The sequence below is a fragment of the Flavobacterium notoginsengisoli genome, assembly GCF_014207905.1.
Taxonomy (GTDB): Bacteria; Bacteroidota; Bacteroidia; order Flavobacteriales; family Flavobacteriaceae; genus Flavobacterium; species Flavobacterium notoginsengisoli_A.
The window spans coordinates 503,140-524,888 of record NZ_JACHLB010000004.1; the positions used below are offsets into that span (position 1 = coordinate 503,140).

Consider the following 21,749-nt stretch of genomic DNA (forward strand, 5'->3'; position numbering starts at 1 on the left):
TTAAGTTTAAAAGATTATTTTTTTGCCTGTAATCTTTCTTTTAAAAGTTCGGGTTCATTTGTGGTGATATAGTTGAATTTATGATCAATAATCCAATCCATATCTTTCACTTCGTTTACTGTCCAAGCGTTTAGAATAATTTTGTTATCCTTGGCTTCTTTTATCCATTCAGGATGTTTTTGAAAAACAGAATAATGATAGTCGACTCCATTAATTTTATCAGCTTTTACCTCTTTTGGAGATTTATTTCCTTCTAAATACTGCAAAGAAGTTTTTGAATCAATAGTCCTAATCTTTTTTAAGATATCATAATCAAAACTGATGTAGCAGGTAATTTTATTGGCTTTTAATTTTTTAATGGTTTCGACAGCTGCTACAGCAGTTTTTTGTCCTCTTTCTTTACTTATTTCAGAAGGTTTTATTTCGCATACTAAAAGCGTCTGCTTATTGTTTTTAATTCCTTCAGAAATATATTCGTATAATGTTGGAAGTTTCTCTCCATTTGACAATTTAAACTTGATCAAATCGGCGTAATTTGTTTCTTCAATAAGCAATTTGTTGTAATGCGCATCATGATTAATTACAAGTGAATCGTCGGCTGTTCTCCAAACATCAAATTCTGAGCCTGGCAATTTTAAATCAATTGCATGTCTTAAAGAAGCTATCGAATTTTCTGGGAAATTATTTTTTTTCCATGCACCACGATGAGCAACAATCGCATTTTTCTGAGCATTGCATGACGAAAAAGCAACAAGAAATACTAGGCTCGTTATTTTAAAAATATTCATAATAATGTAGTTTAAAAATTACAAAAATGATTCTTGACTTTAAAAAAAAGCCCTTCGCTAACCAAACACGCGAAGGGCTAATTACTAATCAATAAACCAACTATTTAGTTAACTCAAAACTAACTTTCTTATCGGCGTTTGAATTTCCTCCAACGAAAACATCAAACTGCCCAGGCTCTGCTACGAATTGTAAATCAGAGTTATAAAACTTTAAATCCTCAACAGTAATATCAAAACTTACTGTTTGTTTTTCACCTTTTTTAAGTGTTATTTTTTGGAAACCTTTCAATTCTCTAACTGGTCTTGTTACAGAACCAACTAAATCTCTAATGTATAATTGAACCGTTTCTTTTCCGTCAAAATTTCCAGTGTTTGTTACATCAACTGTTACTTTTAATTTTCCTGAAGCATTCATTTTATCAGAAGAAATTTTAATATTTGAATAATCGAAAGTCGTATAGCTTAAACCAAATCCAAATGGGAATAATGCTTCATTTCTTTCGTCAATATAATTTGATCTGAATTTTTCGAATTTACCTTCTGTATTAGAAAGTGGTCTTCCTGTATTTTTGTGTGCATAATAAATTGGCAATTGACCAACACTTCTTGGGAAAGTTGAAGTTAATTTTCCAGAAGGGTTTACATCTCCAAATAAAACATCAGCAATAGCGTAACCTGCTTCCGTACCCGCAAACCAAGCATTTAAAATCGCTGGAACCGTTTTTTCTTCGTCCGTAATAACTAAAGGACGTCCGTCAAATAAAACTAAAACAACTGGTTTTCCTGTTTTTAATAACGCGTTTAATAAATCTTTTTGAGCTTGTGGAATTTCTAAATTTGTACGACTGCTAGATTCTCCGCTCATTTCTGCAGATTCTCCTAAAGCGGCAACAATTACATCAGATTGTTCTGCAACTTTTAAAGCTTCAGCTAATAATTCTTCTTTTGTACGAGCATCACGGTGAAGGGTTTTACCAAACATTGTAGCGTTTGTTTCGAAAGTTTCATCGTAATCTAAGTTACTTCCTTTTGCGTACAAAACTTTTGTTCCAGATCCAGCAACTTCTTTTATTCCTCTTAATAATGAAACAGCATTTTCCATTTTAGTAGCCACACTCCAAGTTCCTGGCATGTTTTCTTTAGCATCTGCTAATGGTCCGATTAAACCAATAGTTCCAGATTTTTTAAGAGGCAACAATTGATTTTGATTTTTTAATAAAACCAATGATTGTGCAGCAATTTGACGAGCTTCTTTTCTGCTATCCATTGTAAAGATTTCAGTTTTAGCTCTCTTTTCATCACAATATTTATATGGATCTTGGAATAATCCTAAATCGTATTTTGCTTCTAAAATAAGTCTAACAGCATTGTCAATTGTTTCGATAGAAACTCTTTTCTCATCTAATGATTTCTTCAAAGTTCCTAAAAAACCTTCTCCAACCATATCCATTTCAACTCCAGCATTTAATGCCAAAGCAGAAACATCTTGAAGATTTCCCATTCCGTGCTCAATCATTTCAGGAATACCTGTAAAATCTGTCACCACAAAACCTTTGAAACCCCATTGTTTTCTTAAAACATCTGTCATTAACCATTTATTTCCTGTTGCTGGAATTCCATCAACTTCATTGAAAGAAGCCATAACCGAACCTACACCCGCATCAACAGCTGCTTTGTAAGGAGGAAAATAGTCATTAAACATTCTGATGTGGCTCATATCAACTGTGTTATAGTCGCGTCCAGCTTCTGGTGCGCCATATAATGCGAAGTGTTTAACACAAGCTAAAATGGAGTTGTTTTTAGAAAGATCGTGTTGTTGGTAACCATTTACCATTGCTTTAGCAATTTGTCCTCCTAAGTAAGGATCTTCTCCAGAACCTTCAGAAACTCTACCCCATCTTGGATCGCGAGAAATGTCAACCATTGGCGAAAATGTCCAGTTGATTCCGTCTGCACTTGCTTCTTTTGCAGCAATTTGTGCACTTCTTTCAATTAAAGCCATATCCCAAGTACAAGACAATCCTAACGGAATTGGAAATGTTGTTTCGTAACCATGAATTACGTCCATACCAAAAAGCAACGGAATTTTTAAACGGCTTTTTTCAACCGCAATCTTCTGTACTTCTTTAATTTTTTGAACTGATTTAATGTTGAACAAACCACCCACTTTACCTTCAGCAATATTTTTTGCCACATTTGAGCTGTTAGCCTGCCCTGTGGTAATATCACCAGATGTTGGCAAGTTTAACTGACCCAATTTCTCGTCTAAAGTCATTTTTGACATCAATTCCGCCACAAATTCAGACTTTGGTTTAATTTTCACTGTATTTTTAGCTGGCTTTTTTTGAGCATAACCCAAAACCGCGCATCCTAAAAAAAGTAAGACTAATTTGTTTTTCATTCTATTCTATTTATTTGTTTGTATTCTTTCTTTTTTCTGCTGAAACATCCAGTCGTAAATCTCTTGATTATCATAGACTTTTGTCCAACTATCATGATTTGCATCATCAAAAATGGTCAGCTTTACATCTTTTGCATTACACTTTTTCAATTCTTTGTAAATCGTAATCGCATAATTCACATTGACCACATCATCTAGCAATCCGTGGAAAATTCTGGTCGGAATATTGGCTATTTCACAAGCGTGTTCTAAATGAATTAAATCTACAAAACCAGCGACAGGTACGTTTGCTGCAAATAGATCCGGATGTGCAAAAGCCAAATTCCATGAAGCCCAACCTCCTGAGCTCAAACCAGTAACATATATTCTTTCTGAATCAATTTTATTCTCTTTCTGAATTTTTAAAATCAGCTGATAAATCGATTCTATATCCCAATTTTCATCTTCTTTGCATTGAGGAGCCAGAACATAAGCATCTAATGGATGTGTTTTTAAATATTTAAAAGGTCCATGAATTTTTACCTTTTCAATATCAGTTCCTTTTTCTCCATCTCCTGAAATAAAAACTATTAATGGCTTTTTTTCCTTCGTATTTGCTGGACGATGCAGAGCATAACCCAACTCATATTTAGACATTATAACCGTATTGATTTTACCAGTTGTTTCGCTTTGGGCAAATCCAAATACAGAAAACAATAAGACAAAAAGCGTTATTCTAAATTTCATTTAAAAAGGATTTAAATTCCGTACTTACCAGAAGTAAATCCAAGTTTTTTCAAACCTTGTTTTGTATCTGATGCATTCATAAACAGTTTCCACAACAAACCTGTTCTATAGTTTTCAACCATTGGAGCAATAGTTCCTTGATCGATTGCCAAATAACGAGCTGTTACCCAATTATACTGTGGTGAAAAAGCATCGTAAGGACCTGCTATACCAACATATTTTGATCTGTTTTCATCATATAAATAATGTAAGAATTTCATCGATTCTACTGGCGTATACGGAAAAGATGATAGCGCAGCAGTTGGAGAAATAACACCATTATCATTATTTGGCTGGTGAGCAGTATAACCTGTAGTTCCATCAGGATTACGAGTGTAACTTGCTGTTAAACCCCAACATTTATCTGAATAATCTTTAAACCCTTTTGGATTTGCAACACTATATTGTACCATGATTTTAGCATGATTTTGTGTCAACTGCCAATAATCAGCATATTTGTCTTTTAAAGTATTTGGGTCTAAACCTAAGTATGAATAATGTGACCAGAACATTGGGCCTACATTTCCGACAGCTCCATTGTAACTTAAAACAACCGGAATTCCATATTGAATTCCTCCGTTTACAATAGCGCCACTTCTAGCCCAAGCTTGGTGATAAGCCTCAGCAGAAATTGGATGTGTAGGTGAAGAAGCAGCCATCACGTAAGTGATTAAACATTCGTTATACCCTTCCAATTTAAAATTCATTTCCCAACCGTAATTTGGTGACCAGTGCCAATAAAGTGCATTTTCGCCTTTTGTATACCAATCCCATTCAACACCTTTCCAAAGTTCATCAGCTTTTGCTGCCAATTCTTTTTCAGCGGTACTTCCATTTTTAAAATATTCTCTAATCGTAATTAAAGCTTGACAAACGAAAGAAGTTTCTACTAAATCTCCTCCATTATCTTTTGTTCCAAATGGTATAACTTTACCCGAAGTGTTGTCCATCCAATGTGGCCAAGCTCCATGAAAACGTTCTGCTTTTTCAAGAAAATTTAATGCTGTTGAAAGTCTAGAAACAGCTTCTACTCTTGGTAAAAAACCTCTTTCTACACCTACAACAATACTCATTAAACCAAAACCAGAACCTCCTGTAGTAATAATATTTGACTCAAAATTAGGATCTTCCGTAAGGTATCTTTCTCTCGCCAATTTTGATTTCGGATCTGCATAATCCCAGAAATATTTAATAGCATCTTTTTGAACCAGATCTAATGCTTCAGTATCCGTCAATGGCGTAGTTGGTGTTGTTGGATTTGTTGGTAATGGTGTTCCTCCTGTATTTCCTCCTTCTGGCGAAGAAGACGAACATGAACTCACAGCACTTAAAAACATTATTATATATAAACCTAACTTCATTTTATCAATTTCTATAATTATATTAATTAAAACATACACCTGATTTTACGTCAGGTGTATGTTTCTGAAAACTTTACCTTTTATCTTTTTCTAATTTGTATAAAGCTGTAACTTCTGGATCTGTAAGAGCAGAATCATAAATTCTAAATTCATCCATTAACCCAGTGTAGTGTAACATCCATCCATCAGGATTACCCCATGGAGCACCTAAATGCTGTTGGTAACCTCCGATAATAAATTTTGAAACTTCAGAACTAGCCAATTCGCCAAAAGGACCTCCACCAGTTGCAGGATCGCTTGCATATCTTTTTGAAATAGAAGTTGGCAAAGTCACTTTTTGACCATCAATGTATAAGCTGTAAGTAGAACTTGTACCATTGTATGACCAAACTACATGTTTCCATGCTCCAAACATATTAGATAAAACATTTGTACCACCATGTTCAATAAATTGTCCTGACCAAGGAATACTTGGCGTAACATCTCTTTGAATATGGTTTTTCATCAACATAGTTGTTGCTGGTCCTGTTCCTTCAATAAGAGTAAAAATATTACCCCAGAAATCTGTTTTCTTTGGAAGCATGTATAAAGATTGAGCTCCTCCTGTATGTGGATCAGTTTTAATCCACATAGAAACAGTAATATTCTTTAAGTTTACTATAGAGTTTGCAACATTATTGTAAGCAATAAATGAAGTTGTAGAACCTTTGTAAGCAGTACCTTTTACTCCCGTTTCATAAGAAACATTTGTTCCAGTTCCGCCAGTGATCGCACCTTTTGAATCTTCTATTGTTCCATCAAAACTAAATTTAGAAACTAAATGTGTAGCTGCAACTTCGTCAGAATTCTCATATCCGCCAATTGACTCGTATGGAATTGGACTGTTTGTTTTATCTATACTATCCTCACAGCTTACAAAAATTTGCGAAGCCAAAGCAAAAGAAAGTAATAAAATAGATTTATTTTTTTTCATTTTAATTATTTTTAAGGATTAGTAACCAGGGTTTTGAGCTGATAAACCATCAGCCTGTTTAATGAATGTTGCCGGAATAGGGAATAATTCATTTTTACCTTCAGTAAATGTTTTTCCATCTACTGCGAAAGCAGCTTTTGCTTGACCTGTACGCACTAAATCGAAAAATCTATCGTGCTCAAAAGCCATTTCTACCCTTCTTTCTTTCCAAATTGCAGTTCTAACATCTGCTTGAGAAGCTGCTGTAGTATTTCCTAAACCTGCTCTGTTTCTAATCTGATTCAATAATGGAATAGCTTCACCAGTTTGACCTAATTCATTTAATGCTTCAGCTTTCATTAAAATAACTTCAGCAAATCTCAAATACTTAATATCAACATCTGTTTCCCATGCATCTGTATATGCAGATGAATACGCTTTATAATTGTATCTTTCGTTTTCAACTGTATTTGGCACTACTCTTCCATCGTATAAAGTTGAACCTCTAAAAATAATTGTTGCCGCTTTTCTAACATCTCCAGCTTCGTAAGCGTTTACTAAACTTTGAGATGGTGTATTGAAGCCCCAACCCCAACCTCCAGTACCACGAGCACCTTGAGTATTTGAGTATCCTTCGATTCCTTTAGCAGGTACAGCACCTTGAGCGTAGATTTCGAAAATAGATTCAGAATCAAATTTTCCACTTGCTCTAAACATTGAAGCATAATCAGCAACAAGAGAATAACCTGTTACTTTATTAGCATTATCAACAACTTGCTGCCATTTTTTCTGGTATAAACTTACTTTTGCTAATAAAGCATAAGCAGCACCTTTTGTAACTCTTGATTTCTCATTAGCAGAATAAGCTCCTTTTTCAGGCAATGCAGCAATCGCATCATTTAAATCTGTTTCAATGAAAGCATAAACTTCTGGAGCAGTTTTACGTGTTAACTGCATAATTCTATCAGCCTCTGAACCAGGAACAGGCAAATGATCTACAATTGGAACACCTCCGTAACATTTTACTAAAGTGAAATACATAAAAGCTCTCAAAAACTTAGCTTCACCAGCTAATCTGTTTCTTAAAGCAGCATCTACTTTATCCAATTTTGGAAGCATATTTAAAGCTTGATTACATTTATTGATTCCGTCGTAATTAGCAATAAAAGTACTTTCAGCAGAAGGATTAGAAGCGTTGTAAGTCAAAGCATCTAATACATCTTTATCAGTTCCAGTATCTCCAGGAGAAGAACCTTTATCAGCATCATCAGAAGTGATACTTGAAAGACCAATCCATCCAAAAGACGTCATATCCCAGTTTAAAAACTTGTTATAGATTGCTGTTACAAATTGAGCAGCTCCTGCCTCATTATTAAACAGCTCTGTATCGTCTGTCGAAATAGATTCTGTTTGATCTACATCTAGATAGTCGTCTGCACATCCTGTAAAGAACAATGATGATAATACAAACGTTGCTATATATATCTTTTTCATATTATTAAAATTTTAAATTAGCACCAATTACAAATGATCTTAAAGTTGGATAAGCATCCAGCTCTACTCCCTGAGTTCCGTAAGGATTTCCATCTCCGTTTAACTCTGGAGAAAATCCTGAGAATTTTTGTGTAATAAATGGGTTAATTGCATTAACATAAATTCTACATGCAGAAATAAAACTGTCAGATTGTAATGGCAATTTATATCCTAAAGTAATGTTGTTAATTCTAAAGAAATCACCAGACTCTAAATAGTATGTAGAAGCTACTGGTACTTGATTAAATGGTGCAGGATTTGAAGCCGTTGTATTGTTTAACGTCCAGAAATCTGTAGCCAATGAATTTTCGATGTTTTCACCTGAGAAACGTTGTGCTTTTTTACCGTTGTAAACTTTTGCTCCAGAAGTTCCATATCCGTCAACAGAGAAATCAAAGTTTTTGTAAACAAAACCTAAAGAAACTCCGTAGTTTGATTTTGGTAAACTTGAACCAACATATTTTTTATCAGCTGTAGCGCTCAATGCATCTTGAGTTACTTTATCTCCTGCTGCATTATAGTATAACATTTGTCCATTTGCAGGATCAAAACCAGCATATTCATAGATATAGAAACTTCCTAATGGCTGTCCAACAGTTGTATTATCCAATAATTTTGTGTCTTGACCGTTTCCTAAACCTCCACCAATAACTGGAGATAATACTACATTTTTCAGACCTGTAAGTTCGTTTTTATTGTTAGAAAAGTTACCACCGATATAGTAGCTAAAGTTTTCTCCGATTTTGTCATCCCAACGTAATGAAATTTCATAACCTTTGTTAGATACTTCTCCAACGTGAGCTGGTGATGCAGCCGTAATTCCAGATGTAAAATAAGGTTTTGTGTTTAAAATTACGTTGTTAGTATTTTTATCATACACATCGAAAGATCCTTTTAATCTGCTGTTTAAGAATTCAAAATCTAAACCTACAGAAGATTCTTCTGTAACCTCCCAAGATAAACTTGGATCAATTTGTGAAGATATCGTTGTTCCTTCAAGTAAGATAGAACCTCCTAAATATGCATTAAGACCAGAAGTATAACCTTGACTGTTAAGTGGTACATTTTGATTTCCTAATTTACCCCAGCTTCCTCTAAGTTTCAATAAATTGATTCCTTTAGCATCTGCTAAGAATTTCTCTTTAGAAATTACCCATCCTGCACCAAACGCAGGGAAAGTTCCCCAACGGTAGTCTTTTGCAAAGTTTGAAGATCCGTCACGTCTAACAGTTCCAGTAAATAAGTATCTGTCTAACAATTTATATTGGAAACGACCTAAGTAAGAAGCTAATTTAGTTTCGTTAAAAACCTCATCTTTATAACTAGTAATATTTGTTGCATACTCGTTATCTTTTAAAGACCAATAATTAGAATCAGAATTCACATTCTTTCTTACTATTGTCAATTTTTCTCTTGCTCCCTTAACGTATGTTTCAATACCAGCAGTAACCTCTACATCGTGAATTTCGTTAAACACTTTGTTGTAAGTCAAGTAGTTTGATAAACTCCAATTGTAATATTCTTCTCTTCCTTTTGTTAATGAATTGATATTTGCATTAGGAAATAATTGCTCGTATTCACTTGCTTGTCTATCTGGATTCGCTGCTACCCAAATATTTTTAGTGTCGTTGTAGTTATAATTTTTCCAAGTATAATACTCACCATTATATTGAGATGTGAATTTTAAAGAAGGTAAAATTTCATAATCTAATTTTAAACCTCCTTGTAAAGTAATGCTACGTTGTTGTTCATCAAAGAAATCCAACTGAGCAACAGGGTTTCCAACGTTGTTGATTGCAGATCCTGTTTCGCTTGCAAAACCATTGTCTCCAACACGTGCAACTCCATATTTCCCATCAGGAAAGAATACTGGAACTACTGGAGATTGTTTGTAAGCATTTGTAAAAGCTGACAAAGGTTTTGGAGTTGATTTTGTAGACGTTAAACTGAAGTTTTGAGTTAAAGTCAGTTTTTTTGAAATTTTGTATTCGTTATTATTTCTAAAAGTAGTACGTCCGAAATCTAAACCATTTAAAACAGCTTGCTCAGAATAATTTCCTAAACTGAAAAAGTATTTTACACTTTCCGTTGCACCAGAAACAGATACGTTGTTTTGAGTATAACTTCCTGTTCTTGTAATTTCGTCAAACCAATCTGTATTAACAGGCTGATCTTGAGAGTAAGTTGTAGATTGTAAAGCTGAATTAGTGTAATGAGCATATTTATTACTTCCAGCCATTTTTACTCTTTTAAGAGGTGTTCTTACACCACCAAAGCTTTCTACTTCAACAGAAACTTTATCACCTTTACCTTTTTTAGTAGTAATAATGATAACCCCGTTTGCTGCTCTTGTACCATAAATAGCCAATGCAGAGGCATCTTTTAAGATATCGTAAGAAGTAATATCGTTTGCATTTATATTATTGATGTTTTCTGTTGCCATACCATCAACAATATATAATGGTGATCTACCTCCTAAAGCAGTACCCAAACCTCTAATTACTACAGAAGGTGTGCTTCCTGGTAAATCTGAAGCAGTTACTTGCACCCCAGCTGCTTTACCTTGAATAGCTTGAGAAGCATTAATTACTTTAGTTTTTGTGATATCTTCAGCTTTAATAGAAGAAATTGCAGTAGTATTATCTACTTTTTTTCTAGTACCGTAACCGATAACAACTACTTCTTTTAAAGCGGTATCACCCGATTCTTTTAAAGTAATTGTCATTGCTCCTGCCGTCGCTTGTACAGAAACAGAATCGAAACCAAGCATGGAGATTTTTAAGGTTTCTCCAACTTTAGCATTAATGGTAAAATTACCATCGAAGTCAGCATCAGCAGAAGTTCTAGACTCCGAGGCACTAATAATAGCACCTGGAACTCCCATTCCACTACTGTCTAATACTTTCCCTTTAATTGCTTGTGCCTGCCCCATCATATATGTAGGCAGCAACAAGAGTGCTAAAAAGCTAAAAATAAAATTTTTCATACAGTACGTAATCGTTTAAGTTAGTAGAGCCAAATTAAACAATTACAACGTTGTAGTACATCAAATACCACTACAACATAGCTACATCATTGTGTTAAAAATTGATATTAAATCAATGAAAATCAACATTTTAAATGTTAATAAAATTCCTTTAACATATCATTATGATGTAGTAATGATGTATCGTAATTATATAAAAAATGATATCAAAAAATATAAAATCTGTAAAAAACAAAATCAAATCTTACAGAGTTAATAAAAATTTCGACAGATTTTCGTCTTGTGTGAGGTTTAATTTCTTTCTAAGACGATATCTATGCAGTTCTACACCTCTAAAAGAGATGTTCATCATGGGTGCAATTTCTTTTGAAGAAAGGTTCATTTTTAGATAAACGCATAATTTTATATCCTTCGGAGTTAAGTTTGGATATTTCTTAGAAAGATTTATAATAAACTCATTATGGATTTGATTTAAGTTGGTTTCAAATATTTCCCACTCGTGTTTATTTACTTCATTAATCTTAATTGCCTTCTTGATTTCATTTTTAAGTTTACTGAAATCTTTCTCCGTTTCTAAAATGCCTTGAATCTTATCAATCATTTCTGTTTGCTTGGCAATTGATAACGATTTACCGGCAACTTCAGAAGATTTTGATTGCAGTTCTAATTCTAAAATATGTTTTTCATATTCTTGAATATTAAGTTCGTTTTCTTTCTTCAATTCCATTTCAAGAATTTCTCTTTGGTGTTTTAATTCCTCTGCCTGCAATTTTAGTTTTTGCATATAACGAAGTTTATTCCATTTATAATAAAAGAATAAAACAGCTCCTATAACCAGCAAATAAAGAAGAATCATCCAAAAAGAAAAATACCAAGGTTCTGCAACTCTAAACTTATAAGACAAAACTTTATCATAAGTAGCACCATCATGCTTGAATATCTCTACCGAATGATATCCACTACTTAAATTGTTTAGAATTATTAATCCGTCTGAAATTGGTACAAATTCTCTGCTTTTATCTAATTTATAAAACAAGTTTGGCTTGCTTGCTCCATAAATTCCAGAAATAACGTTGATTTTTAATTCGGTATTGAATTTTATTTTTGATTCATTAGGAATTAAAACGTCATTACTAAATGCCTCTAATTCTACTTTTGAATTTTGTTTGTTTTCATATTGCAGTTTTAATGAAATAAATCCATCATCGAGATTAAACAAATAATCGTTATCTGTTTTAAAAATTCTCAGATTTTCATTAATCAATTTTCCTTTATAATATTTTTCCTGAATGATATTCCAAATAAACTTATTCCCTTCAGCATAAATGTGATACAAAATTCCGTTTTGCAAAACCATGAAATGGCTGTCATCTATAGAAACGATATCTGTTACATTTTTAAAACTTGCATTAAACAAATCATTTTCTTCCAATTTATTGGAAATCGAATTATATGTGTACCAAACATTATTAATTAAAAAGAGAATTTCTTTTCTAAACTCAAAAATCTTTATTCCAAAGTCATTTTTTATTTTGCTTTGCTGCGTAACATTTTCAACTTTTAAAGTATTGTAGTTGTCATCTAATAAAACACGATATAATCCGCGATAATTATCAGCGGCCCAAATTTCATTCTTTTTATTTTGAGCAACATATTTAATAGGTTTCGCAAGATCTTTTATTATTTTATATTCAGATAAATTTGAAGGATTATCATAAACTAAAATACCGCTGTAAGTTGATTGAAAATAAGTATTATTGATACTGCTTTTAGACATATTCCAACCGCCACTAACTCCATTAATTTTGGTTAAAGTACTATTTTCATAAGAAAAAGTGCCATCGTTATGACCTATGATATATTTTCCATCTATAAGCGAGATATTCCATCCTTGCCCTTGTGTGTTAGGCATCATATTGAATTTTCCTCCACTATATTCAAAAATACCATGATTTGAAGCAATTAAATAACCTTTATTAATTGTTGCAACGGAGTATACAGATCCTAAAAGCCCAGAATTGTCATAAAAAAATGAAATTGGAGAATTAACCTCAACATGAGCAATACCATTATCTAAACCAACCCAAAGGTCATCTTCTTTATCAAATCCTAAACTCAGAACCGAGTTGTTCATTAAAACATTGTCTCGCTCAATATTTTTATAAGAATTGGTTTTCAAATCTAAAATAATAATACCGCGATTTCCAGTTCCAATAATCAATTTTTCTCCCTTTATAAATTTTGCGACATTAATTGTTGCCGATTTTAACATCTCGTTTATAGGATTGTCCCAACTTTTCAAACCATTTTGATCTAGAACAAAAACACCTTTTTTTTGTGTAAAAATGTAGGTATTATTTTGATATTTTTCGATGGCATGAACAACGGTTTTCTTTAATACATCCCAACCTTTCGGATTAGCAATGTATTTATCCTTCATTTTAAAAATTCCATCCTGAACAGAAGCAACATATAGATTTTGATCTACAGCAAAACAGTATGAAATAAGAAAAGGAAATTTAATTTTCTTAATTGATTTTCCGTTATAAATAAAAACATCGTTGAATGATTGAAAATACAGCGAACCATTAAATCTGAAAATTTTCCAGATTTCTTCATTGTCTTTTTCATCAAATAATCTAAGATTTTTTGTGATCGAAACATAATGCATTGTTCCGTCTTTTCTATACCAATAACCAAATTCTTTATAAGAACCAGAATAGATTTTGTCGCCTTCAATTAAAATAGAGCGAATAATGGTTTTGTTAGGAAGTGTATATTTTTCCCATTTTACTCCGTCGTAACGAAGCAAATAATGGTTATTGGCAAAGTACATGGCATCGTCTTTTCCTTGAACGACATTCCATATTTGATTATCACCTTGATAATCTGATTTGCTGTAATTTTCGACAAATGGAAGTAATTCTTGTGCTTGAAGCTGTAAAGCGATGAAAAAGAAGAAAACTGATTTTAAAAGTATCGATTTCAAGATATTCGTTTTAAATTCAAAGATACTCACAAAATATTTAATTTCCGAAAAGTAAAAAAGCTTCCAATGCGGAAGCTTTTTATATTATTATCTAGAAATAAAATAGTTAAAACAATTTACCTTATCAATCCGATTTTAAAATCGACATTATCTTTCTCTAATTTTAGAATTAAACTAGAATTAGCCGCTTGTTCGACATAGAATTCATCACCTTCTTCTATATCATTCCAAAATTTTTCTTTAAAACATACATTTCCCACTCTCCATTCATCAAAGTTAACCTGATGGATTTCGGAATTATTCTCATTATCATAATGATATTCCTTTTTCTTTACTTTGACTGTTCCAACATATTTTTGCTTTTCATTTAAATCATTATATAAATTAATATCTCTCAACCAACTCAAAAGAAGAAAGGCATTAATTACAATGATTGCTCCTCTGAAAAAATAAAAAGTGTGGTTTGAAGTATCGCATCCAACACATAAATAAACAATTAAAAGCACAATAAGCGAAAAGCCTGATCCTAAAAGCCTAATCGTAGAATTAGCTTTAATTCTATTTTTGACCAATACAATATCTTCTTTTGTAAGCGCAATTTTTGATACTGCCATCTAAAAACTCAAGGATAAATTTAATTCAACAACATCAATACAACACTCAGAATACTGATTATTAAACATAATGGCGTAAAATATTTAGTATCATTTTGTCCGAATTTGGTGTTTTTTATTTTTTTGAAAAATCCAAAATATTTAAAATCGCCTAAAGCTCTTAACGCAAATGTAATTGAAAGTAACCAAAAACCTTTTTCACTAAAATCTGGAGACAACTCAACATTAATCATTTTGGTTTCTATTAAATAAAAAACACCAAATGCAAAGAGTGCAATTGCGACTACTAAAGTTGCAAATATTCCTGGATTTCTTGGCGGAGTATTCTCATCTGGAGTCGGATAAACACCTTGAGTTCCCCATTTTCCTCCAAAAGCCCAATAAAAATGAACGGATGAAAGAAAAAGAAATATCGAAAATAATAGTACCGCAATGATTTTTGCCATTATTAAATCTATTGGTTAAGAAATTAATTTTCTAATAATTGAAAAACTTGATTGGCAATTTCGTACTCTTCGTCTGTTGGTACAACCAGAACTTTAACAATAGCATTTGAAGAGTTAATTTCTCTTAATTCCTTAGAACGAATTTGATTCTTTTCTTTATCAATTTCAATTCCGAAATAATCCATATCTGTACAGATTAAATTGCGCATATAAGATGAGTTTTCGCCAATTCCCGCTGTAAAAACAATGGCATCCAATCCGTTAAGGGCTGATGCATAAGCTCCTATAGTTTTTCTAATTCTATAAGCATTCATCTGTAGTGCAAGCTGACAATCTTTATTTCCTTTTTCTGCTTCTGCTTCAATATCACGCAAATCGCTATAACCAGTAAGGCCTAACATTCCACTTTGTTTCAATAAAACAGCATTAACTTCATCTGGAGTATATCCTAAATTCTTAATCATATAGAAAACAACAGATTGGTCAATATCTCCGGCACGAGTTCCCATAATCAAACCATTTGAAGGTGAAAATCCCATCGAAGTATCAATACATTTCCCGTCTTTAATCGCTGCCATACTGCAGCCATTTCCTAAATGAATGGTAATTATTTTAGAATTATTTTTCAAATAAGCGATTGCTTTTTCTGAAACATATTTATGGCTAGTTCCGTGAAAACCGTAAACACGAACTTTATTTTCTGTCAAAAGATAGTTTGGAATCGCATATTTAAAGGCAACTTCAGGCATTGTTTGATGGAAAGCAGTATCAAAAACTGCAATTTGTTCTGCTGAGCTGAAAATTTCTTCTGCAACATTAATTCCCTCTAAATTCGCTGGATTATGCAAAGGCGCTAACTCAAAAAGCTGTTTGATTTTTGCTTTTACTTTTTCATCAATTTTCACAGTATCGCTAAAATCACTACCGCCATGTACTACACGATGTCCAACAGCTGCAATTTCAGAAGTTGATTTAATAACTCCTTTTTCAGCATCCAAAAGCATGTTGGCTACTTTTTGCAATCCAACTTTATGATTCGGAATAGGAAGTGTTTCTTCAATTGATCCGCTTGCCGTTTTAAAAACAATATTTGAAGTTTCTAAACCAATTCTATCAATCATACCCGAACAAATTACTTGGTTTTCTGGCATAACCATTAATTGATATTTTATTGAAGAACTTCCTGAGTTTATAATAAGTATTTTCATTTTTTTTAAAGGTGCTAAGATGCTAAGTTTCTAAAGTGCTGAGTTTTATTGAAAGACTCAAAACTTTTTTTATATTTTTTATATTGTGAATTCATATTCAAATAAAAGCAATTTCAAGGCAAAGTATAAATTAATAATTTACCATTAACAATTCACAATTATTATTACATTCCTTGTGCTTGAATTGCCGTAATAACGACTGTATTGATAATATCGTCTACTGTACAACCTCGGCTTAAATCATTTACGGGCTTATTCAAACCTTGAAGCATTGGGCCAATTGCCAAAGCTCCAGTTTCTCTTTGAACGGCTTTATAAGTATTATTTCCTGTATTTAAATCTGGAAAAATAAGTACGCTTGCTTGTCCTGCCACTTCAGAATCTGGCATTTTACTCTTTCCAACAGTTAAATCAACTGCAGCGTCATACTGAATTGGACCTTCAATTTTTAAGTCTGGTCTTTTTTCTTTTACGATTGCAGTCGCAGTTCTTACTTTATCAACTTCGTCTCCTTTTCCGGAAGAACCAGAAGAATAAGAAAGCATCGCAATTTTTGGTTCAATTCCGAATGCTAAACTAGATTCTGCCGATGAAATCGCAATTTCTGCCAATTGTTCAGCTGTTGGATTTGGATTGATGGCACAATCTCCAAAAACTGAAACTCGGTCTTCTAAACACATAAAAAATACCGAAGAAACTACAGATGAATTTGGTTTTGTTTTAATGAATTGCAATGCTGGCAAAATAGTATGTTGTGTGGTATGCGCTGCACCAGAAACCATTCCGTCTGCATGACCTTTGTAAACCATCATGGTTCCGAAATACGAAACATCTTCCATTAAATCTCGTGCCATTGTGATACTTACGTTTTTAGCTTTTCTAAGCTCATAATAAGTATTGGCGTAATCTTCATAAAGTTCAGATTCTTTTGGATTGATGATATTAACTTTTGAAAAATCTAGCGTGATTCCAAGTTCTACCACTTTATTTTCGATTTGTTTTTTATCTCCAATAATCGAAATATCAACAACATCCATATCTAATAATCTCGATGCTGCCGTAATAATTCGGTCATCATTTCCTTCTGGAAGTACAATATGTTTTCTATGCTGTTTCGCTCTTTTAACCATGTTATATTGAAACATTTTTGGCGTCATACCTTCAGCTTCAAAAGTGATCAATCTTTCTGATAGAGCATCGTTATCAACATATTTTTCAAATGTCGTTATAGAAGTCTCAATCTTATGCGTATTGTTAGCGTAAATTTCAGATTTTATCGATCCAATTTTATTGGTAATATGATACGTTCCGCCGTCTACAGCAATAATTGGGACGATTGCAGAAAGTCCTTCAATTAGCTTTAAAATACTTTCTTCTGGAACAATATTTCCTGTTAGAATAATTCCTGAAATTGTTGGATAATTTGCAGATTCATTCGCTTGTAAAGCCCCTAAAATAATATCTGAACGATCCCCAGGAGTAATTACTAAAGCATTGTTATGCAAATGAACCAGATAATTATGAAGCTGCATTGCACCCACGCTGTAATGTCCAATTTCATTGTTCAGATAATTTTCTCCAAACAGCACTTTTGCATTCAGTTCATTTACAATTTCCTGCATTGTTGGATTATTCAAAGTAGAAATTAGCGGAATTGTATTAATTAGAACATTAGCTGGCAAAGTCTTTTTTAGGCTATTTGTAACCAATTCTATATTTTCTGGCTGAACTTTATTTGCAAAAACAGATAAAACTTCAACTTCTTTCACTTTAAAAGAATCGTAAACCAAATACAAACTGTCTAAAAGCTCTTCTAAAGTTTTTCCAACGCCCGAACCTACAATTATTGTTGGAATTCCAAGATTTTTAGCGATTAAAACATTCAAATCTAATTCGATAGAAGTTCCTTCTCCTGTAAAGCTTGTTCCTTCAACCAAAACAAAATCAAAACGTTCTTCTAGCTTTTTATATTTTTCAATTATGAGATCAAGAACCTCTCCTATTTTTCCTTTATTCTTTTTCTTAATCAATCTGCTTTTCGTAATGGCATAAGCATCTTCAAACTGAATATCAAGATTAAAATAAGACAATACTGTCTCAATATGATTATCTACTTCACCATCAATAAAATCTTCGATTATAGGCCTAAAATAGCCAACTTTAGCTGTTTTACCAATCAGAATACTCATCAAACCGAGCGTAATAATTGATTTACCACTATTGTGATCGCTAGTGGCTATATATATTGCTTTACTCATAATTATTTATATTTATTCTAAATAACAAAATTATACATTTCGATTCTATTTATGCTGTAACAAAAGTTAAAACCAACGTCTTTTCTTGAAATAAATGATTAAGCCAATTACTAGCAAAAACATCACTCCCATTACTACAAAATAGCCATTCTGCATTTTGAGTTCTGGCATATTTTCAAAGTTCATTCCGTACACTCCAACAATAAAAGTAAGCGGAATAAATATGGCCGAAATAATGGTTAGTGTTTTCATGATTTCATTCATTTTTCGGCTTTGTTCCGAAAAATAGAAATTAGAAGCACTTTCCAAAGCACTCATATCCGATTCTATCTGTTCTAAAAGCTCCAAACTCTTTTGATGCAATCTTATAAAGAAATTGAACGTTTCTTTCTGAATCAAGCCATTTTCGTCGTCATCATCTTTTTTGGTTTTTAAATAGTATAATGAATCTCTCAAAGGCACGATAGAACGTTTTAAAAAGTTCAAATTATCGCGGTGATTTTCAATTTTTTCTAAAATAATTGGTTTAGCATCTTTTTTAGTGAGGTTAATCAACTCCTCAACTTTATCTTCTTCATCTTCCAGTGTAATGTAGAAATTTTCCATTACAGCGTCTAAAAGCAGATACAAGAGATAATCTACCTTTTTAGTTCTAACAATTCCTGCATGCGTGCGTAAACGCTCTCTAATGTGAGTAAAGAAATCACTGCGTTTTTCCTGAAACGAAATCAATATTCCGTCTTTCAAAATAAAACTAATTTGTTCTACACTAATATTATCAGAATATTCAGAAGGCAAAAGGGATTTTATATTAAAGAATAAAACGTTTTGTTGCTCTTCCAGCTTAGTTCTTTTAGTCGTATTTAAGATATCTGCTAAAAGAAAATCATCGAGCTTAAAATGTGTTCCAATTGTTTTAAGCAATCCAATGTCATTTAATCCATGAACATTTAACCAATTGTTTTTAGTATAATCAAAACAAGAATTTAGTGCTAAAACAGTAAACTTATCATATTCAACAACATCTGCATCGTCGTATACGAAAAGTTGCATCTCAGTCTCGTGTTCTTTGTGCGTTCCTGTATATTCTAATGTAATATGCTGTAGCTTGCGTCCTTTCTTGTATTTGATCTTTCTCATTCTGGAAATTTTACAATAGTAATATTACGAAAAAGAATTCGAAGAAGAAATGACAATTATCAGTTTGTGAAAATTCATTTAATAAGTAAAATACATCTTTTCATCATGTATAGACATAAAAAAAACCGAGCCATTTCTGACTCGGTTTTCTATTTTAATACTTTGTACTAATTTCTTACCACTAAAGAATTATTTAACTTCTTCAAAAATAACAATCCAAGTATATCAGTACTTCACAACGTCGTGGTACAAATATGGTACAAACCTGTTATTTTATTTTACAAAACAACATATTTCCATTCTGAAAGTTAATCATTTTAAACTTCATTATAGCAGGAATAGTTTCTTAATAAAACTAAGTTTTTTAATAAGAAAGTAATTCTCCCTGATCATTAAAAAGGAAACTGTAACTCCCATTTTTTTTATCTCTTCTTAAATCTTACCGTTATATTCATTATGCTCTATCAGCGCCGAAAATATTGATGAAATAGAAAGAATGCATCATTCCAAGCAAGGCCATAATAATATTTTTAATAGGTTAAATTGATCCTCGTAGGTTTCAATACTGCTCTCCCCACGGAAAGGCCTAAAAGGCGGAAAACTTAAAGTTTTCATTCTTTTTAAAAAGCCACAAAAAATGTCTGAAGACCTGCAAATTCAAGGATTTGCAGGTTTTTTTTATTTTAGGCCTGTTTTCAATATTTATAAATCCTCACAAAATTAAAGGTGCAGAATCGGTGCACTTTCCGGCGCGCTGAAAAGTGCACCAGAAACAGTAAAAATCCCTTATATCATAGGGGTTAACGAGATTAACGACTTGATTTGGCAGTAATATTATTCTACATTTATTAATTTAAAAAGTAGGATTATGTTGGAAAGCAGTTTTGGTTTGGGATTCTTTTTAAAAAGACCCAAAATAGAAAGTAAAGAATGGATCGTATATTTCAGAATAACTGTTGACGGTATCCGTAAGGAAAGCTCAACTAAGAGAAAATGGGATAATACACGATGGGATCAAAGGTTCGAAAGAGCGGTCGGCTCAAAGGAAGATGCAAAGTCGCTGAACTTCTTTTTGGATTCGCTGACTTTAAAAATCAATGAAATCAAAACCGAAATGATGTATAGCGGCAAAACCATAACCGCTGAGAAAATTATGGACGAGGTTCTGGGAAGGACCGCGCCAAAGATTAAGGTTCTCGAAGAATTTCAAAAGCATAATGATGAAATGGAGGCGCTTCTTGGAAAAGGCTATGCAAAAGGCACCCTTGACCGGTTTACCATTACTAAAAACCATTTGACTGCGTTTATAAAATTCAAGCTTAAAAAGCACGATCTTGAATTTGCGGATTTGAATCTTGAGTTTGTAAAGGACTTCGAATTTTACCTTAGAACTGTACGCGACTGCAGCAACAACACAACCCTAAAGTATATTGCAAATTTCAAAAAGATTGTAATCCGCGCCATTGATAAGGAGTTAATCACCAAGGACCCATTTAAGAACTTTAAGGGACGTAAAACAAAACTGGTAAAAAAACCACTCACCGCACAGGAATTGTACGAACTTGAAAGTCATTATTTCACAACTGACAGGCTCAATGTCGTAAGGGATGTATTTGTCTTCCAATGCTACACTGGTCTGGCTTACATAGACGCTTATCAATTAAAGAAAACTGATATCAAAGAAGGCATTGATGGAAATCTATGGATTATGTCCGAAAGGCAGAAAACAAACTCATCATTTAATGTCCCTCTTCTTCCCCAAGCACTGAAAATAGTTGAAAAATATAAAGAGCACCCGCTGTGTATCCAGCGTGGAACCGTGCTTCCTGTTTCATCCAACCAGAAAATGAATGAGTATCTAAAAGAGGTGGCAGTCTTATGCGGCTTTCCTTTTACATTAAACACGCATATGGCACGCCGTACTTTTGGAAGCACTGTGACATTAAATAACAACGTCCCTATTAATGTAGTTAAAGAACTGCTGGGTCATGCATCGGTAAAACAGACTGAGGCATATGCTATAACTGAACAGGCCACAATCGGACGTGAAATGTCTATTCTCAATAAAAAACTCAATAAAACTGGGTCCAAAATGTCTAAGCCTGATTTGGCGGTTCTCAGCAGGCTCGAAAAGGAAATTCAGGCAATCAAAAAGAAATACAACATTTCTTCGTGATAAATAATTTTAAAGATAATAATATACACAGTATACCACTGTAAAACTCAGTCATATTGACCACTGTTTTCCAATTTAAAGTGACCACTTCGTTTCGGTTTAAAGTGACCATCTAATTTCGGTGCAAAGTGA

Annotated in this window: 14 protein-coding genes; 1 reads left to right on the top strand and 13 read right to left on the bottom strand. The window is 32.9% G+C overall.

Features of this window, described 5'->3' with window-relative positions:
* Positions 1-14: 14 nt before the first annotated feature.
* The 13 genes from HNP35_RS15025 to corA form a co-directional block, all read right to left on the bottom strand.
* Complete coding sequence (locus HNP35_RS15025; protein WP_184163667.1) at positions 15-788, bottom strand: glycerophosphodiester phosphodiesterase family protein; 774 nt, start codon at positions 786-788, stop codon at positions 15-17.
* 100 nt (positions 789-888) lie between these two features.
* A complete protein-coding gene (gene bglX / locus HNP35_RS15030) occupies positions 889-3,189 on the bottom strand; it encodes a beta-glucosidase BglX (RefSeq protein WP_184163670.1) in 2,301 nt (766 codons plus the stop codon).
* A 6-nt stretch (positions 3,190-3,195) separates the two neighbouring features.
* Positions 3,196-3,915: a prolyl oligopeptidase family serine peptidase gene (locus HNP35_RS15035; protein WP_184163674.1), complete on the bottom strand. Its 720-nt coding sequence runs from the start codon at positions 3,913-3,915 to the stop codon at positions 3,196-3,198.
* Between the two features lie 11 nt (positions 3,916-3,926).
* Complete coding sequence (locus tag HNP35_RS15040) at positions 3,927-5,315, bottom strand: glucoamylase family protein (protein ID WP_184163677.1); 1,389 nt, start codon at positions 5,313-5,315, stop codon at positions 3,927-3,929.
* A 73-nt stretch (positions 5,316-5,388) separates the two neighbouring features.
* Positions 5,389-6,288: a LamG domain-containing protein gene (locus tag HNP35_RS15045; protein ID WP_184163681.1), complete on the bottom strand. Its 900-nt coding sequence runs from the start codon at positions 6,286-6,288 to the stop codon at positions 5,389-5,391.
* An 18-nt stretch (positions 6,289-6,306) separates the two neighbouring features.
* The gene (locus HNP35_RS15050; RefSeq protein ID WP_184163684.1) at positions 6,307-7,761 is read right to left on the bottom strand and encodes a RagB/SusD family nutrient uptake outer membrane protein; all 1,455 of its coding nucleotides are present in this window, start codon (positions 7,759-7,761) and stop codon (positions 6,307-6,309) included.
* Positions 7,762-7,765: 4 nt separating this feature from the next.
* Positions 7,766-10,786, bottom strand: coding sequence for a SusC/RagA family TonB-linked outer membrane protein (locus HNP35_RS15055; protein WP_184163687.1), 3,021 nt, complete (start codon positions 10,784-10,786; stop codon positions 7,766-7,768).
* 244 nt (positions 10,787-11,030) lie between these two features.
* On the bottom strand, positions 11,031-13,775 hold the full coding sequence (locus HNP35_RS15060; protein WP_184163690.1) for a LuxR C-terminal-related transcriptional regulator: 2,745 nt from the start codon (positions 13,773-13,775) through the stop codon (positions 11,031-11,033).
* A gap of 116 nt (positions 13,776-13,891) precedes the next feature.
* Positions 13,892-14,389: a hypothetical protein gene (locus HNP35_RS15065; protein WP_184163693.1), complete on the bottom strand. Its 498-nt coding sequence runs from the start codon at positions 14,387-14,389 to the stop codon at positions 13,892-13,894.
* A gap of 20 nt (positions 14,390-14,409) precedes the next feature.
* On the bottom strand, positions 14,410-14,835 hold the full coding sequence (locus HNP35_RS15070; protein ID WP_184163695.1) for a DUF3995 domain-containing protein: 426 nt from the start codon (positions 14,833-14,835) through the stop codon (positions 14,410-14,412).
* Between the two features lie 23 nt (positions 14,836-14,858).
* Positions 14,859-16,043 carry an acetate/propionate family kinase gene (locus tag HNP35_RS15075; protein WP_184163698.1) on the bottom strand — a complete coding sequence of 395 codons (1,185 nt, stop codon included), beginning with the start codon at positions 16,041-16,043 and terminating at the stop codon, positions 14,859-14,861.
* A 164-nt stretch (positions 16,044-16,207) separates the two neighbouring features.
* Positions 16,208-18,301, bottom strand: coding sequence for a phosphate acetyltransferase (gene pta, locus HNP35_RS15080; RefSeq protein ID WP_184163701.1), 2,094 nt, complete (start codon positions 18,299-18,301; stop codon positions 16,208-16,210).
* A 66-nt stretch (positions 18,302-18,367) separates the two neighbouring features.
* Positions 18,368-19,441 carry a magnesium/cobalt transporter CorA gene (gene corA / locus HNP35_RS15085; protein WP_184163703.1) on the bottom strand — a complete coding sequence of 358 codons (1,074 nt, stop codon included), beginning with the start codon at positions 19,439-19,441 and terminating at the stop codon, positions 18,368-18,370.
* A gap of 868 nt (positions 19,442-20,309) precedes the next feature.
* On the opposite strand from corA, the gene HNP35_RS15090 reads away from it, so the two are divergent.
* On the top strand, positions 20,310-21,617 hold the full coding sequence (locus HNP35_RS15090; RefSeq protein WP_031456394.1) for a site-specific integrase: 1,308 nt from the start codon (positions 20,310-20,312) through the stop codon (positions 21,615-21,617).
* Positions 21,618-21,749 lie beyond the last annotated feature (132 nt).